Source organism: Staphylococcus sp. HMSC069D12 (assembly GCF_001810405.1).
Taxonomy (GTDB): Bacteria; Bacillota; Bacilli; order Staphylococcales; family Staphylococcaceae; genus Staphylococcus; species Staphylococcus haemolyticus.
On the sequence record NZ_KV801097.1, the window covers coordinates 64,864 to 80,788 of the forward strand.

General features: G+C 30.7%; 15 protein-coding genes and 1 tRNA gene. 3 read left to right on the forward strand and 13 right to left on the reverse strand.

Annotation, left to right across the window (positions count from 1 at the left end; genetic code table 11):
• Window positions 1–92: 92 nt before the first annotated feature.
• The 5 genes from HMPREF2737_RS02800 to HMPREF2737_RS02820 all read right to left on the reverse strand — a co-directional run bounded on the left by HMPREF2737_RS02800 (window position 93) and on the right by HMPREF2737_RS02820 (window position 4,485).
• The gene (locus HMPREF2737_RS02800; RefSeq protein ID WP_037551892.1) at window positions 93–488 is read right to left on the reverse strand and encodes a thiol-disulfide oxidoreductase DCC family protein; all 396 of its coding nucleotides are present in this window, start codon (window positions 486–488) and stop codon (window positions 93–95) included.
• A gap of 190 nt (window positions 489–678) precedes the next feature.
• Entirely contained in the window at window positions 679–2,052 is a 1,374-nt protein-coding gene (locus HMPREF2737_RS02805) for an EVE domain-containing protein (protein ID WP_037551890.1), read from the reverse strand.
• Window positions 2,053–2,278: 226 nt separating this feature from the next.
• Entirely contained in the window at window positions 2,279–2,509 is a 231-nt protein-coding gene (locus HMPREF2737_RS02810; protein ID WP_011275203.1) for a hypothetical protein, read from the reverse strand.
• A 53-nt stretch (window positions 2,510–2,562) separates the two neighbouring features.
• On the reverse strand, window positions 2,563–3,495 hold the full coding sequence (locus HMPREF2737_RS02815; RefSeq protein WP_037551888.1) for a type I phosphomannose isomerase catalytic subunit: 933 nt from the start codon (window positions 3,493–3,495) through the stop codon (window positions 2,563–2,565).
• Window positions 3,496–3,828: 333 nt separating this feature from the next.
• Window positions 3,829–4,485 carry an SDR family oxidoreductase gene (locus HMPREF2737_RS02820; protein ID WP_037551886.1) on the reverse strand — a complete coding sequence of 219 codons (657 nt, stop codon included), beginning with the start codon at window positions 4,483–4,485 and terminating at the stop codon, window positions 3,829–3,831.
• A 141-nt stretch (window positions 4,486–4,626) separates the two neighbouring features.
• Between HMPREF2737_RS02820 and HMPREF2737_RS02825 the strand changes: the two genes are divergently transcribed.
• Both HMPREF2737_RS02825 and czrB read left to right on the forward strand, forming a co-directional pair.
• A complete protein-coding gene (locus tag HMPREF2737_RS02825) occupies window positions 4,627–4,956 on the forward strand; it encodes an ArsR/SmtB family transcription factor (RefSeq protein WP_037551884.1) in 330 nt (109 codons plus the stop codon).
• Window positions 4,949–5,899 carry a CDF family zinc efflux transporter CzrB gene (czrB, locus tag HMPREF2737_RS02830; protein WP_037551880.1) on the forward strand — a complete coding sequence of 317 codons (951 nt, stop codon included), beginning with the start codon at window positions 4,949–4,951 and terminating at the stop codon, window positions 5,897–5,899. Before HMPREF2737_RS02825 ends, czrB begins: the two co-directional genes overlap by 8 nt.
• Before the next feature lie 77 nt (window positions 5,900–5,976).
• On the opposite strand, the gene HMPREF2737_RS02835 is transcribed toward czrB, so the two are convergent.
• Window positions 5,977–6,708 carry a metallophosphoesterase family protein gene (locus tag HMPREF2737_RS02835; RefSeq protein ID WP_037551877.1) on the reverse strand — a complete coding sequence of 244 codons (732 nt, stop codon included), beginning with the start codon at window positions 6,706–6,708 and terminating at the stop codon, window positions 5,977–5,979.
• Between the two features lie 131 nt (window positions 6,709–6,839).
• Between HMPREF2737_RS02835 and HMPREF2737_RS02840 the strand changes: the two genes are divergently transcribed.
• Window positions 6,840–7,952, forward strand: a complete 1,113-nt coding sequence (locus tag HMPREF2737_RS02840; RefSeq protein WP_070650040.1) for a lytic transglycosylase — start codon at window positions 6,840–6,842, stop codon at window positions 7,950–7,952.
• Window positions 7,953–8,008: 56 nt separating this feature from the next.
• Here HMPREF2737_RS02840 and HMPREF2737_RS02845 read toward each other — a convergent pair whose 3' ends face one another.
• The 7 genes from HMPREF2737_RS02845 to HMPREF2737_RS02875 form a co-directional block, all read right to left on the reverse strand.
• Window positions 8,009–8,863, reverse strand: a complete 855-nt coding sequence (locus HMPREF2737_RS02845; RefSeq protein WP_226955430.1) for an HAD family hydrolase — start codon at window positions 8,861–8,863, stop codon at window positions 8,009–8,011.
• A gap of 71 nt (window positions 8,864–8,934) precedes the next feature.
• Window positions 8,935–9,717 (reverse strand): ABC transporter ATP-binding protein, encoded by a 783-nt coding sequence (locus HMPREF2737_RS02850; protein WP_037551872.1) that lies wholly within the window; start codon window positions 9,715–9,717, stop codon window positions 8,935–8,937.
• 256 nt (window positions 9,718–9,973) lie between these two features.
• Window positions 9,974–11,779 carry a glutamine--fructose-6-phosphate transaminase (isomerizing) gene (gene glmS / locus HMPREF2737_RS02855; RefSeq protein WP_037538885.1) on the reverse strand — a complete coding sequence of 602 codons (1,806 nt, stop codon included), beginning with the start codon at window positions 11,777–11,779 and terminating at the stop codon, window positions 9,974–9,976.
• A gap of 666 nt (window positions 11,780–12,445) precedes the next feature.
• A complete protein-coding gene (glmM, locus tag HMPREF2737_RS02860) occupies window positions 12,446–13,798 on the reverse strand; it encodes a phosphoglucosamine mutase (protein WP_037551870.1) in 1,353 nt (450 codons plus the stop codon).
• A gap of 23 nt (window positions 13,799–13,821) precedes the next feature.
• Complete coding sequence (locus tag HMPREF2737_RS02865; protein ID WP_037551868.1) at window positions 13,822–14,754, reverse strand: CdaR family protein; 933 nt, start codon at window positions 14,752–14,754, stop codon at window positions 13,822–13,824.
• Between the two features lies 1 nt (window position 14,755).
• On the reverse strand, window positions 14,756–15,562 hold the full coding sequence (cdaA, locus tag HMPREF2737_RS02870; RefSeq protein ID WP_011275189.1) for a diadenylate cyclase CdaA: 807 nt from the start codon (window positions 15,560–15,562) through the stop codon (window positions 14,756–14,758).
• 222 nt (window positions 15,563–15,784) lie between these two features.
• Window positions 15,785–15,857, reverse strand: a tRNA-Lys gene (locus HMPREF2737_RS02875).
• Between the last annotated feature and the right edge of the window lie 68 nt (window positions 15,858–15,925).

Consider the following 15,925-nt stretch of genomic DNA (forward strand, 5'->3'; position numbering starts at 1 on the left):
CCAGTGTTTGAAAAGTGATTTACATCAGCAACTAAAATTATATATATTTACTAACAAACCTCTCATTATCAATTATGATAATATTTTATCAATTACATGCGTTTATCATCTATGAAAAAGGATTTTTCATATTCATTTGGTTTATGCCAATGCGTCTTCCACATCTTATTTCGATTATTTGCAAATAAATTATACGCTAAATCTCTTATTTGACGTGGAATGACTTTAATTAACAATCCTAACCACTTGTAATTCGTTGTAGTCATGATAAGATTAGCAATCGCATTAGATTTAAACTCTAAATGTTGACCACGTTGTAAAATCACGCTGTTTTTATTTAATGCTTCTGGATGTTGTTCAAATAAGTGTTGCCCTGCTTCCCCTTTTAAAGTTGCGAATTCATAACTCTTAGGAAGTCCATTCTGTATTAACCAAATGCAATAGTTATAACAATAAACACAATTACCATCGTAATAAATAATAGGCATTTCTTTCACCTTCCTCTAAGTCTTATTATAAATATTCCATTCTATGCCTTACATTAAACATTAAAAATGTCCATAGTATAGCATGCCTTTAACTATGAATGATTTAAATTTGATATAAAATTTTAAAGCCATAATAATAAAATTAAAAACCTGAGACATAGTAAAACGTCTCAGGTTTAGTTATCTTAAGTTATTCATGATTTACTTTTACAATTCTTGTATATTTAAGAAATTGATTTGAATATTTGCGTTTTATATCTTCTAGACGGTCGTAAGTTACACCAATAATATGCCAGTTCGGATTAAAATGATAGAATGATTCTTTTTCTCTTGACCATTTTACCATTTGCCCCTCTTTATTATACCTAGGTAATGTTACTTCATATCCTTCTAACACATTGATGTAAGTTTGGAAAATGTCAGGATCAATTCTATTAAAATTATCGATGACTAAATAACTTTTATCATTTTTAGGCATTAATTGAGTGATAAAACCTTCGCGATAGTATAGGGCACCAGTTTCATTTGGTAAATATTTACCATATAACATGTCCTCTGTAAAATCCGGATGTCCACTAGTTATTACAGGATTTGCATTTGTCTTTTGTAATAAATTATTTGCCGCTTTCAATCCTTCTTCACGTTGTTCAACAATCAACAATATAAAAGGTTTTATTGACTCATCATGATTTGCTGAATCAATTTCAGTTTTTTTAATTGTTTCAAAAGGTGTTTTCACACTATCATTATTACTCATTTCAATAATAGCATCGTATTGAGTTTGACTCATGCTTGCGATGGCTTGTTTCGCATTTTCTTGTAAAAAATAAAGATTTTTTAACTTAGGATGTTTATTTAATGCACCTAATGTCACTGGAGTAATATGCTTATCATAATATATTTCAATGGCAGTACTATTTGTTCTACCAGGAATAGGTGGTTTCTCATGAATATGTCGAGAAACTTCTCCAATACCTACCACTGATTGATCTTCATATTTATTATAGAAGATAAGATTATCTCCTATTTCTAACTGATTGTAAAAATGATATCCATTACGTTTAATGCCGTTATACGTATGAGTATAAATAGTATAATATTCTCCTGATTCAAATGACTCAGTTTCAGAAAGGAAGAAATAACGTGGAAGTTTCAATTCACCTTTACCTAGTGAAACAATTAAATCATACTCTTCTTTAGTTAATTGATTGATTAAAGTTTCACGCATATTATTCATGCGAAAATCAAGCGTTTCACTTCGCTTTAAATAATCAGTTGTAAGTGGTTTTAATAGTTCATTAAATTTAAATTCAACTCTAATTTTATTTTGAGCACCTGTTTGAACACTAATAATTTCTCCAATACCAAGTAATCCAGTATCTGTTTGGACTTGATAAAATATAACTTGATCCCCTGTCTTAGCCTTTTTGAAGGCTCTAAAACCTTGAGTAGGGTTGAATTGAGCTCCAGATTCAAATAATGTTGTTTGACCTACTAACGGTTCATTGTGATTCCATCTAGTATAGCCACAGTTAAGCCAAAAGTAATTTACTTCTTCTTCCATTGTGGGTCTCCTTTAAATTAATTCTCAAAAGTTATTATGTATTTTAATTGATTTCATTGTATTTTAATTAAACGCTATGTTTATTAAGTTATGCTATAAATCTTAACATATCGTCGTTATTTATGTTTAATTTTTTTAGTGTTTTATCTCATTTTAATAAGTTGCTATAAAGGGGAACATTCAGAATCCATCATAAATAATTCTAAATATTCCCCTATGCATTAATTTAATGAGGTGCTAGTAAACTACCTAATAATGGCATTAAATTGATCATGATGCCACCAAGTTTTAGTAATCCACTTAAATCTTTGTCTTTAATGGTAATAATTGCACTTATAATACCTAATATTGCAACAACTCTAGGAATAACAAGTGAAGGATATTGTGGCATATTGAAAAAGACACCTGCCCCTGCTATCACACCACATACTAAAGAGATATATAAAAACTGTTTCAATATTCACACTCCTCTTTAATACAATGAATCATTTATAACACGAACAATAAAAATCAAATATAACTAATGATTAGCGTAAAGTCTCCTTCAAAGACACTATCTAAGTCTTCTGAAGTCAGAACAAAATTGGAACCTTTTTGAATCTTGAAGATTTCTCCATCAATAATAATTTGTCCATCACCATTTAAAACTGAAACAAGACAAAATTCTCTAGGTTTCATATAATTTAATGTCCCACTAACTTCCCATTTAACCATTGTAAAGAAATCATTAGACACAATGTGACTGCATTTATGATTTTCAATAATTTCATTTTCGGGAACGATACTAGGTAGTTCTTGAGAATATTGAATAACATCTAATGCTTTATCAACATCTAATGAAGAACTATTTTCACGTTGTCTATTATAATCATATAATCTATATGTAATATCTGAAGATTGCATTGTTTCATACACAGTTATACCTGAACCGATTGAATGTATAGTACCAGCAGGAATAAAATAAAATTCCCCAGGTTGTACTTTAACTCTTTTTAAAGATTCCAAGAAATTATCTTGGCTAATCTGATCTTCCAGTTCTTCTTTAGAGTTAACCGTAGTACCAATTAAAACTTCAGCATCTTCTTCTGCATCAATAATATACCAACATTCTGATTTGCCATATTGCCCATTTTCAAATTCATAAGCATAAGAATCATCTGGGTGAACATGAATCGATAGCGGCTCATTCGCATCAACTATTTTGCACAATAACGGAAAATCTTTGCTTGGAAAATCACCGAACAATTCTCTATGTTGCGTCCAAACTTGGTCTAATGTTTGTCCAGCATAAGGCCCGTTAAGGATCATACTCTTTCCATTTGGGTGTGCAGAAATCCCCCAACATTCTCCTGTGGATTCACTAGGTATATCATAATTGAATTGAGTTAATTTATTACCGCCCCAAATTTTCTCGAAAAAAATAGGCTTTAAAAATAATGGCATAGTTGCACCCCCTAAAACCATTTAAGGCTATATTCTCTATTTCTAAAGTAGATGATAATATCTGATTTATATGTATAAAACTTAAAAATTAATTATGTAAAAGTGAAATTATATTCAAAATAATTATTCAACATTACTTGTGTTACCATTCGTATCCTTATTATATCAACTTTATCTTTATTTTAATAGAAATTATTTAAATGATAAAACACATAAAGAAGTGGGACAGAATTCAATTAGAATTCATTATCCCACCACAACTGAAATAATTACTATTAGTTAAAGTTTAATGAAAGCATTTTTTAATTCAATGATTATCTTTAAACAACTCATTTATTCAAATGAAGACAATGCTTCGCTTATTGATTGATTACCTGTAATAACTTGGAATTCTTTATTTATGAATTTATTCTCAGATAAAGCAACTTCTTTTAACACAGATGCCACATCTTCTCTAGGTATAGAACCTCTTCCATCAAAGTATAAATCAGTCTCTATTTTAGAAGTTCCTTCTTTATCTTCTAACGCACCTGGATGAACAATCGTATAATTTAATCCAGAATTTTTTAAGTGTTCATCAGCATAGTGCTTAGCAATTGTATATGGTTTTAAATCACCGCTTGAATCAAAAGCTTCACGACGAGCATCATACGTTGACACCATAATATAATGTTTAATATTGGCTTGTTTACTAGCTTCAATTGTCTTAATCGCACCATCTAAATCTACAATAATAGTTTTGTCAGCACCTGTACTGCCTCCAGAACCCACAGTAAATAAAACTTTATCATAACCGTTAAATGTTTCAGTTAAGTCTTCAATACTATCTTTTTCTACATCAACTAAAGTTGCTTCAATATTATCTTGCTTTAATGTTTCGATCTGTTCGTTTTTACGTACACCAGCTGTAAAATCTACCTGATTTTCTTTTAGTTGCTTTACTAATTTAGAACCTACTCCACCGTTAGCACCTATAACTAATAAACTCATTCAAATATTCCTCCTTAATATTTCTACTTCCATCAATTTACCACTTAAATAAAAATTAAAACGTAAGTCATTTTTGACATAGTCAATCATGTATATTAAATTAATATATGAACATATATTAATATATAAGAGGTGAATTATTTGAATGTATCTTTAAGCAGTTGGAACGAAGATGCTACCTTAATACAGACTACTGAAATTTTTAAAGCCCTAAGTGATAAAAATAGATTAAGAATTCTATTATTGTTAGAGCAAGAGGAATCTAGTGTTGGTCATATTACACACACGCTAAACTTGAGCCAGTCTAATGTTTCTCATCAACTTAAAATCCTTAAACAAGCTAGACTTGTTAAGTCCTTAAGACAAGGTCAATCAAAAATCTATTCGATTGATGATCAACATGTTTCAACCCTATTGAAACAAGCCATTCATCATACGAAACATCTAAGAGGTGAAGTTTCAAATGACTAGTCATTCTCATACACATTCACACAACCATTCACATGTACATACTAATAATAAAAAAATTTTAGCCATTTCCTTTATTATTATTGGGCTTTTCATGGTGATAGAAATTGTAGGTGGCTTTATTGCTAATAGTTTAGCATTATTATCTGATGGACTACATATGTTTAGCGACACAGTTTCTCTAGGTGTTGCCCTTATTGCATTTATTTATGCTGAAAAGAATGCCACATCTAGTAAAACATTTGGTTATAAACGTTTTGAAGTTTTAGCTGCATTGTTTAATGGCATCACTTTATTTGTTATTAGTATAGTTATTATCGTTGAAGCAATTAAAAGATTTTTTGCACCACCTGAAGTTCAATCAACAGAAATGTTTATTATTAGTTTAGTAGGCTTAATAGTTAATATCGTAGTAGCACTCATAATGTTTAAAGGCGGAGATACCAATCACAATTTAAATATGCGTGGTGCGTTTATTCACGTACTAGGAGATTTATTAGGGTCTGTTGGTGCAATTATTGCCTCAATACTCATATGGACATTTAATTTTACAATTGCAGACCCTATTGCGAGTATAGTGGTTTCACTGCTAATTTTAAAGAGTGCATACGGAATTACGAAATCATCTATTAATATTTTAATGGAAGGAACGCCCTCTGACATAGATTTAGAACAAGTCATCTATACAATAATGGGTCATGAGGAAATACAAAATGTTCATGATTATCATGTTTGGACTATTTCTAATGATATGAATGCTTTAAGTTGTCATGCAGTAGTAGATAAATCACTTACGATAGAGGATTGTGAACAATTACTTAAACAAATAGAACATGAATTAGCACATCTTAATATACAACATATGACGATTCAATTAGAAACACCAAAACATCAACATGACGAATCAATTTTATGTTCTGGAGTTATGCATCAACACTCACATTAGTATAACTTATTAAAAATTAATCAGGGGTTAGACGTTGAATTCGAGTTAAATTCTGTCTAACCCCTGATTTTTAAAACTTATAGAAAATGTTCAAAAATGAGTTGCTTCGCTGGCACTTGTTTTTCATCAAACCCTTGTAAATATTCTTCATTATCATAAGGTAGCTTAATTCTTTCGATTGAAAACTCATTATCATTAATAGTTACAATACCGTAGACGGCATTGGCTCCATTGTTTAAACCTATTGCGCCAGGATTAAAATAAATTGTTTTATTATCATCATATAAATGCATTTGATGGTTATGGCCAAATGCAATTAAATCAGCATCTTTATCTTTAAATAATTCAATAATATTTTCTTTACTATTTTCAGTAATTGGACTAAACGGCTGTCCTTCTATGCCAGTCTCCAATTTTTGATTCTCAATTTCATAATGAATGAATAGTAATTTTTTTCCACAAATAGTTTTTTCGATATATCTAGGTAACAAATTAAGTTGGTCATAGTAATCTTCATCCATATGGCTCTCTATCCATTGATGATGCTCATAAAATTTATCCTTCAAATCTTCAGGATAAGGCGTGTTATTTACTAATGACATAACCGCTTCATCATGATTACCAGCTATAATTTCCATATCATCACGATCAAATATTGTATCGAGTACTTTATTTGTTTCATGACCAATTCCGATATTGTCCCCGAGATTGTAAATTTTATCGATGTCTTCTCTATTATCAATATCATCTAAGACAGTTTGTAATGCATCGAAATTACCATGCACATCTGTAATAATCGCGAATTTCATGATGATATCTCCTTTCAAAATTTAATCATTAGCATATTTTAACACTTAATCTTCAAATATGTTAGATATTATTTTAAAAAAAGTATAAATTTTGATATTGTATTTATATTAAAGTAAAGGAGTGCTTATATTTGTTCAAATATCATAGTTTGGCATTAAAAAATGCTAAACCGCAAATTCTTAAGACGATTTTGTTTAGTATCGTTAGTTTCATTGTAGTATTTGCGGTTTTTGCTGTTGCTAGAACTTTCTTTATGCAATATTTCATGCAAATGCAGCTAGCAGCGCAATTACAACAATCATCGGGTCCATATTTAATTATTATGATCCTGGCTTTATTATTGGGATTATTATTCTTTATATTTGCAGGTTATCAATTACTAGCAGGTGCAATTAATGTTATTGCAAAAGCAATTTCAAGTGAAAATGTTCATTTCAATGACTTATTTGTTGCATTCAAAAAAAGTAAATATGGTAAGAGTTTAATTTTATCATTAATCTCAATTGGCTTATTTATAGTGATGTACTTAATTATAATGGCATTAAATTATTTATTTAATTTAGCATTAACACCTTTATTTACATCATTACAGTCAGCTGTAAGTTCATCCGATAATGCAATTGCCATTTTACTAACAATTCAAATTATTATTGGATTAATCACATCAATCGTATCATGGTTCTTTTTCATTTTAATGATTAATTATACTGTTTCATTAGTAAGAGAATCTAACTATAGTGCAATGTCTCACTTTAAAGTTGGCTTTAAAGGTATTAGAAATGGCCATAAAACTTGGTTTAAATTCTTTATAGCTGTTCTTTTATTAAATTTAATTATTATTATCATTACTCAACCACTTGGTACAATTCTTTCTGTAACAACTGGAAACATGTCTCAAAAAGTTGCTACAGTCATTCTGTATGTAGCACAAGTAATTATTGTTATATTACGTTTAATCCTTTATTTTGTTCTTATAATGGGTGCAGTTCAGTACTTCTTAAAACGTGGTGAAAAATTAAATAAAACTACTAACGAGAAGAAGAAAAAGCACAAAAATAAAAATAAAAATAAAAGCGTAACTAATAAAAATGACACATTGAGTAATCAACAAAAAATTGACAATACTCATCAATCTTCTAAAAACAATGTTGAAGAACATTCAAATAATGTTACAAACAATGTTAAACAAAAATCTGAGAATGCCAAAGATGAAGCAAGTCATAATTTCAATAAAGATAAATAATACAAATAAGGTGGAACCCAATTAAATAAGGGTTCCACCTTTTATGTTCCACAATTTTATTTTAGGAATTTGCTTTCTAAGAATAATGCAGCGCCATCTTCTTCATTAGTGAATTGTGTCACTTCATTAGTAATTTCCTGTATTTCTTGTCGTGCATTTTTCATTGCGACGCTATAACCACCAAATGCAAACATAGCTCTATCATTATCACTATCCCCTATTACAAGCGTGTCTTCTTGTTTAACATTAAAGTGTTCTATCATTTCTTTAATACCCGTTCCTTTATCTGTATGATATGCCATAGTTTCAGCGTTAAATCTTGATGAATTAGAAACACTAATGTTTAAAAGCACTTGATTTTGAATAAGTTCATCTCTAAAAGTTGTTATTTTTTCTAAGTTTGGCGTAAATAAATAAATTTTAGCATAGTCATCTTCAGGTATGTCCTCTTTCCAATCAATCTTACCAGACATTGCATCTAATCTTGATTTCCATTCACTTTCGCTTACATGATTTGGAGGCGTATCACCTTTAATCATCTCTTGCATCCATGCTTTATCTTCATTTAGCGCAATTCTTGATCCATTAAATGGGAAAACTTCATAATATATTTCTTGCTGTTGTGCTAAAGATACGATTCGTTTAACACTTTCACTCGATAAACTATGCATGAAAAGATTATCACCGTTTACTTCTCCACTCGTACCATTAGAACTGATGATTCCATCAACTTCAAATTGAGGAGGTACAAGTTGATCAATCTCTGTATATGATCGACCAGTTGCTAAAAATACCTTATATCCCTTTTCTCGTAATTCATCAATAATTGATTTTGTTTTAATTGAAGCTTTATTATTCTCATGTAAAATTGTTCCATCCATATCTAGAAAAATCGCTTTGATATTATTCAATGTCATGTAGCCTTCTCCTTTACGTGTCTTTTTTAAAATTGTGGCATTATTTGATGAAATGTGCAACGAGATTACCCTATCATGTGTAAAGAAAATCGATTTTTATAATTCACAACTTCTACATTTTTATTGAAAAGAGATGACATCGTCTTATTAGTTAAAACATCATCAATCTTTCCTTGTGCAAAATTCATGCCTTTACTTAAAATAAAAATTTTATCAAATATTGGTATGATTTCTTCAATGAAGTGTGTCACATAAATGATAGTAATTTCAGGTCGCTCATGTGATAAAGTTTCTAATACTTCCAACAGTGTTTCACGCGCTAAATAATCTAAGCCCGAAGCTGGCTCATCTAAAATTAATAATTCTGGATTACTTATAAGCGCACGTGCAATCATAACCCTTTGTTGTTGTCCAGTTGATAAATAACCGAGGTATTCATTCTCAAATTCTGCCATACCGACTAATTTTAATAGCTTCTGCGCTTCTAACAATTGTTGATGATTGAATGTTTTGTATAGGCCAATAGATTTAAAATAGCCACTTAATACCACATCTATCACATGCTCTCCATCTTGAAATTGATTAGTGAGCTTGTTTGAAATGAAACCGATATGTTGTCTCACATTATCTGCTGAATATCCAACCATTCCAGGTGTCATACTAAAAAGGACTATGTTGCCACTTGTAATTGAATCATAAGCGTTTAGAATATTTAATAAAGTTGTTTTTCCAGCACCATTTAAACCATATAATATCCATTTATCCCCTTTTTTAATATTCCAATCAATACCGTTTAATATATGCTTACCTCTTCTATATCGATGTACATTATTCATTGAAATTAGCATAGTATCACCTCACAATACGATAATTGTAAGATAATTCAGACATTTTTTCAAAATAACAGACTATATTTTATAAGTTAGTATTTCAAATAAAAAAAGAGCAAGATCAAATTCTTAATGAATTTAACATCTTGCTCCCACTAGGATAACTATATTAGAGAAGAGCATGCGATTAACGCTTTCACATTTAAGTTAGCCACTTCAATTTCAATGTTGTCTAACCTTATTAAATTTTACCCCGGCTCAAAATTTATACGAATTATTCAACTGTAACTGATTTAGCTAAGTTACGAGGTTTATCTACGTCTAATCCTCTGTGTAGTGCTGCATAGTAAGCAATTAATTGTAATGTAACTACAGATACAAGCGGAGTTAATAACTCATGTACATGTGGAATTACATAAGTATCTCCCTCTTTTTCTAAACCTTCCATAGAGATAATACATGGTTTTGCACCACGTGCTACTACCTCTTTGACATTACCACGAATTGATAAGTTAACCTTTTCTTGTGTAGATAATGCGATTACAGGTGTGCCGTCTTCAATTAATGCAATTGTACCATGTTTAAGTTCTCCACCAGCGAATCCTTCAGCTTGAATATATGAAATTTCTTTTAGTTTTAATGAGCCTTCAAGACTTACATTATAGTCCATTGTACGTCCGATGAAGAATGCATTACGCGTTGTTTCTAAGAAATCCTTAGCAATTTGTTCCATTACTGGAGTATCATCTACAATTGTTTCAATTGCAGTTGTTACTTTAGCTAATTCTCTCAATAAATCAATATCATTATCTCGACCATGTGCTTTAGCTACAACTTGAGATAAGATTGATAAAACAGCAATTTGAGCTGTATATGCTTTTGTTGAAGCAACTGCAATTTCAGGACCAGCATGTAATAACAATGTATGATCTGCTTCACGTGATAATGTTGAACCAGCCACATTTGTAACTGTTAATGATTTGTAACCTAATTTGTTAGTTTCAACTAACACTGCACGGCTATCAGCAGTTTCACCTGATTGAGAAATATAAATGAATAATGGTTTTTCAGATAATAGTGGCATGTTATAAACAAATTCAGAAGCTACATGTACTTCAGTAGGTACACCAGCCCATTTTTCTAAGTATTCTTTACCAACTAGACCTGCATGATAACTTGTTCCTGCTGCGATGATATATATACGATCTGCAGCTGCAACATCTTTAACAATTTCAGGGTCAATTTTTAGGTCGCCATTTTCATCTTCATACTCTTGAATAATACGACGCATAACTGCTGGTTGTTCATTAATTTCTTTAAGCATGTAGTGATCATAGATACCTTTTTCAGCATCTGAAGCATCGATTTGAGCAGTATAAGTGTCTCGATCTTGTACATTGCCATCAAGGTCTTTAATAGTTACACTGTCTTTTTTAACAATAACAATTTCATGGTCATGAATTTCTTTGTATTCATTCGTTACTTTAATCATAGCTAATGCGTCTGATGCAATGACATTGAACCCTTCTCCAACACCAACTAATAAAGGTGATTTGTTTTTAGCTACATAGATTGTATCGCTATCTTGATTATCAAGTAAGCCTAATGCATATGAACCGTGTAATAAAGAAACTACTTTAGAGAAAGCTTCTTCAGTTTCTAAACCTTTATTCGAGAAGTGTTCAACTAATTGAACAATAACTTCTGTATCTGTCTCAGATTGGAATGTTACATCTGATAAATATTCACTTTTTAATTCTTCATAATTTTCAATTACACCATTATGAACTAATGTAAAACGTTCATTATTAGATTGGTGAGGATGTGAATTCACTGTACTTGGTACACCGTGTGTAGCCCAACGTGTGTGACCGATACCAACGTGACCATCAGTGTCATTGTTGTCAGCAACTTTTCTTAATTCTGCAATACGACCTTTTTCTTTAAAAACAGTTGTACCATTATCGTTTGCAACTGCAATACCAGCTGAGTCATACCCTCTATATTCTAATTTTTCTAATCCTGATAATAACAATTCTTTTGCATTATCATATCCAATATATCCTACAATTCCGCACATAAATTTTTCCTCCGTTAAATATAGCTTGAAAATTTTATCTGTTATATAAAATTTAAAAAGGTAAAGTGTTTTTAAACATTAGTAATTTTATTAACAATTCTATTTATTATTAATGTTTTATCTTTATTGTATTTACCCATTAAAGCCATATTATATTTCTAAGATTTTATAAATTTTAGGCATTCTTATTATTTTTGTGCATTTAGTTACCTAAATGTTTTAAATAATAAGCTAACGAATGAGCCTCATCCGGAATAGCATCCGCCGATATTTTCGATGACTATTCTCCTCGTCTGCAAAGTAATAAATTGCCCTACAAAAGCTCTCATATTTAACTTTTGATTATAGGTACACTTATATTTTGCCCTGGCGCTTTATAATTAATTTTGAACTATCCTCCTTCCAATATTATTTATTTTACACTTTTCAAATAAATGAATGCAAACAATTTCCGACCTTTTTAGTAAAAATTTAAAATAAATATCTTTTGTAATCTTCTAAATTACATAATAATTGTTTCTAATTATTAAATTATTACTAAACAATATCGCAACCAATTAAATGAAAACGCTTCAGAAAAACGTTAATTAAACATTTAAAAAACCTCCAAAGCCACACATTAAATGTAAACTTTGAAGGAAAACGAAAATTGTTTTATTAAATTGATTACTCTAAGCCCATTTTAGATTGAACTTCATCAGCAATTCGTTGTGCAAAACGTTGCGCATCTTCGTCAGTTGAAGCCTCGACCATTACACGAATTAACGGTTCTGTACCTGATGGTCTAACTAAAATTCTACCTTCACCATTCATTTCAGTCTCTACTTCATCCATCACTTTTTTAACATCTACATTTTCTTCTACATGATGCTTATCTGTAACTTTAACATTGATTAGAGATTGCGGATATTTTTTCATTTGAGCAGCTAACTCACTTAAAGGTTTACCACTCATTTTAATAACAGCAGCTAATTGAACACCAGTTAATAAACCATCTCCTGTAGTATTGTAATCCATCATAACAATATGTCCTGATTGCTCACCACCAAGGTTGTAGTTACCTTTTCTCAATTCTTCTACTACGTATCTATCTCCAACTTTTGTTTTATTAGATTTGATACCTTCGTTTTCTAAAGCTTTATAGAAACCTAAATTACTCATAACAGTAGAAACAATCATATCGTTGTTTAATTCTTGGTTTTTATGCATTTCTTGACCAATGACAAACATGATTTGGTCACCATCAATAATATTACCTTTTTCATCAACAGCAATTAATCGATCACCATCGCCATCAAATGCTAAACCAAAGTCGCTTTCAGTTTCAAGAACCTTTTCAGCTAATAATTCAGGATGAGTTGATCCACAATTATCATTAATATTATAACCATCTGGGCTACAGCCAATTGTTTCAGTATCAGCTTCTAAATCTCCAAATAAGAAAGGTGCTAGTGCTGATGTAGAACCATTTGCACCATCAAGTGTGATTTTTAATCCTTCTAAATTAACATCAATAGTTGATTTTAAGTAGCTTAAATATTTCTGAGCACCTTCGAAGTAATCAGAAAAATGTACAATATCTGTTCCAACTGGTCTTGGTAAATCAGGATTTTCTTGATCCAATAATGTTTCAATCTCTTCCTCTTGAGCATCAGATAATTTAAAACCATCTGCACCGAAGAACTTAATTCCATTATCAGCCACTGGATTGTGCGAAGCTGAAATCATTACACCTAATTCAGCTCCCATTTCTCTAGTAAGATAAGCTACTCCAGGTGTAGATATAACACCTAATCTCATAACTTCAGCCCCAATTGAAGCTAATCCTGCAATCAAAGCAGATTCAAGCATTTCACCTGACACACGTGTATCTCTACCAACTAAAACTTTTGGTCTGTCAGCACCTTCATTATGTGCTAGTACATAACCACCATAACGACCCAACTTAAATGCTAATTCAGGTGTTAACTCTTTATTGGCTATTCCTCTTACTCCATCAGTACCAAAATATTTTCCCATCATTAATACTCCTTTTTAATTTGTTATTTTAAGCTAATATGTGCTGTTATTTCATCTGGATCAGATTTCTTTACTTTATCTGGTAAATTTAATTGAACATTCTGATCTTTAGATTCAGTTATATTCTTAAGATCAACATTTGCCTCTATCTCATTAATATCTTGTAAATCATCTCTATTACCATAAATCTCTATCTCATTCTCATCAACTGTTATATCATCCAAGCTAGCACCATCAGGTAAACTGCCTTTTTTATTAATTTTAACTTTAACCTTTTTGCTATATTCTTGGAGTTTAACATTTAATTTGACTTCATTAGGCTGTATATTAACATCTAATTTATTTAATGATTTATCAAAAGCAGTAACATCTGCTACACTAGAAGTATCTTGCCTTAATTTGTTAGCTTCTTTATAAGTAGCTTTTAAATATGCGATTTTCTTAAGTTGTTCTCGTCCTCCAGTTACTTTGACAGAATTAGGCTCAACAGAACTGTCTTTCACTTTATAGTTTGGGTCTATATCATCTTTCCCTATATCTGCTTGAACATGCATCGTTTTAGTTTCTTTATTTTCCAAAGTAACATAAGCTTGCTTAGGTTTAACATTGTAATTAATATCATTACTTAAGCCTTTAACGATATAGTCTTCTTTGTATTTTCCGGCTTTAGCGTTGGATAAATCCACTGCAACTTTGATATCATCGGCGTTTTCGATTTTTAATAATTTAGATTGTGGACCTGAAACAGTTACATTAACAGTCTCAGGTGCTTTAGTTACATGTAATACTTTGGAATTAAAAATTATCTCAACAGGTACATCTTCAATTGTTTTAGATGAATTTTGTGATAAATTATCATTACTAAAAATATTTCCAAATACATTATTAACTGATAAATAGAAAAAGATTGCCAATAGTAAAGCAATAAATCTGAGACCCCATTTACTCTCTAGCATCTTATTTCACACCTTTCTTTTGAAAGCGTGTGCCAAACCAATGTTCGGCTAATAATTCTTCAAATACCTCAGTTGAGATATCTCTACGTAATTTACCATCAAAAGTTACAGATATTGAACCTGTTTCCTCTGAAACAACAATTGTAAATGCGTCTGAAACTTCAGAGATACCCACTGCAGCTCTATGTCTCGTTCCTAGACTTTTAGAAATTTTAGCACTATCTGATAAAGGCAAATAACTAGCTGCACTAGCAATCTTAGAATTTTGAACAATCATTGCACCATCATGTAGCGGGGTATTTGGTATAAATACATTAATTAATAATTCTTGAGATATTTCAGAATTCATCGCTATACCCGTTTCAATATAATCTTGTAATCCCGTTTCTTTTTCAAAAACAATCAAAGCACCAATACGTCTTTTAGCCATATATTGAACAGCTTTCGATACTGCTTCAATTAACTTTTCTTCATCATGACTGTATGTATTAGTATAACGCTTAAATAAGCTTCCACGACCTAACTGCTCCAATGCTCTTCTTATTTCGGGTTGGAAAATAACAATAAGCGCAAGAACACCCCATTGAATTACAATATCAAAAAGTTTAGATGTAGCAGTTAAATTTAGAATTTTACTCACTTGTTGACCAATTACAATAAAAAGAATACCTTTAAGTAATTGAATTGCTTTGGTTCCTTTAAATACAGTTATGAGAAGATAAAGGACATACCATACTATAAGTAAATCCAGCACACTCGTCACAATTTTTAATGTACTAAGATTATCAAAAAAGTTGGAAAAATCCATAGCATCTCCTCCGAATATATTTTCCATAGTCATAATTATACCAATGATAATTACAACTGTCATATGAACAAATAAATTGTATTAAAAAAAGTAGATTATTCAATTAATCAGCAATTGATTAATGATTTATTACCAATATAATCAATCTTCAAATAGATAAACTTTATAATACTTCTATTTAATTTTATAAAAAAAGCACTCCTGATTAGGAGTGCTAATAAGTGAGCCATAGAGGATTCGAACCTCTGACCCTCTGATTAAAAGTCAGATGCTCTACCAACTGAGCTAATGGCTCTAATGGCTGGGCTAGCTGGATTCGAACCAGCGCGTGACGGAGTCAAAGTCCGTTGCCTTACCGCTTGG

Coding starts and splice junctions, on each gene's coding strand:
- HMPREF2737_RS02800 (WP_037551892.1), bottom strand. CDS start 488: ATGCCTATTATTTATTACGATGGTAATTGTGTTTATTGTTATAACTAT.
- HMPREF2737_RS02805 (WP_037551890.1), bottom strand. CDS start 2,052: ATGGAAGAAGAAGTAAATTACTTTTGGCTTAACTGTGGCTATACTAGA.
- HMPREF2737_RS02815 (WP_037551888.1), bottom strand. CDS start 3,495: ATGCCATTATTTTTAAAGCCTATTTTTTTCGAGAAAATTTGGGGCGGT.
- HMPREF2737_RS02820 (WP_037551886.1), bottom strand. CDS start 4,485: ATGAGTTTATTAGTTATAGGTGCTAACGGTGGAGTAGGTTCTAAATTA.
- czrB (WP_037551880.1), top strand. CDS start 4,949: ATGACTAGTCATTCTCATACACATTCACACAACCATTCACATGTACAT.
- HMPREF2737_RS02835 (WP_037551877.1), bottom strand. CDS start 6,708: ATGAAATTCGCGATTATTACAGATGTGCATGGTAATTTCGATGCATTA.
- HMPREF2737_RS02850 (WP_037551872.1), bottom strand. CDS start 9,717: ATGCTAATTTCAATGAATAATGTACATCGATATAGAAGAGGTAAGCAT.
- glmS (WP_037538885.1), bottom strand. CDS start 11,779: ATGTGCGGAATTGTAGGATATATTGGATATGATAATGCAAAAGAATTG.
- glmM (WP_037551870.1), bottom strand. CDS start 13,798: ATGGGAAAATATTTTGGTACTGATGGAGTAAGAGGAATAGCCAATAAA.
- HMPREF2737_RS02865 (WP_037551868.1), bottom strand. CDS start 14,754: ATGCTAGAGAGTAAATGGGGTCTCAGATTTATTGCTTTACTATTGGCA.
- cdaA (WP_011275189.1), bottom strand. CDS start 15,562: ATGGATTTTTCCAACTTTTTTGATAATCTTAGTACATTAAAAATTGTG.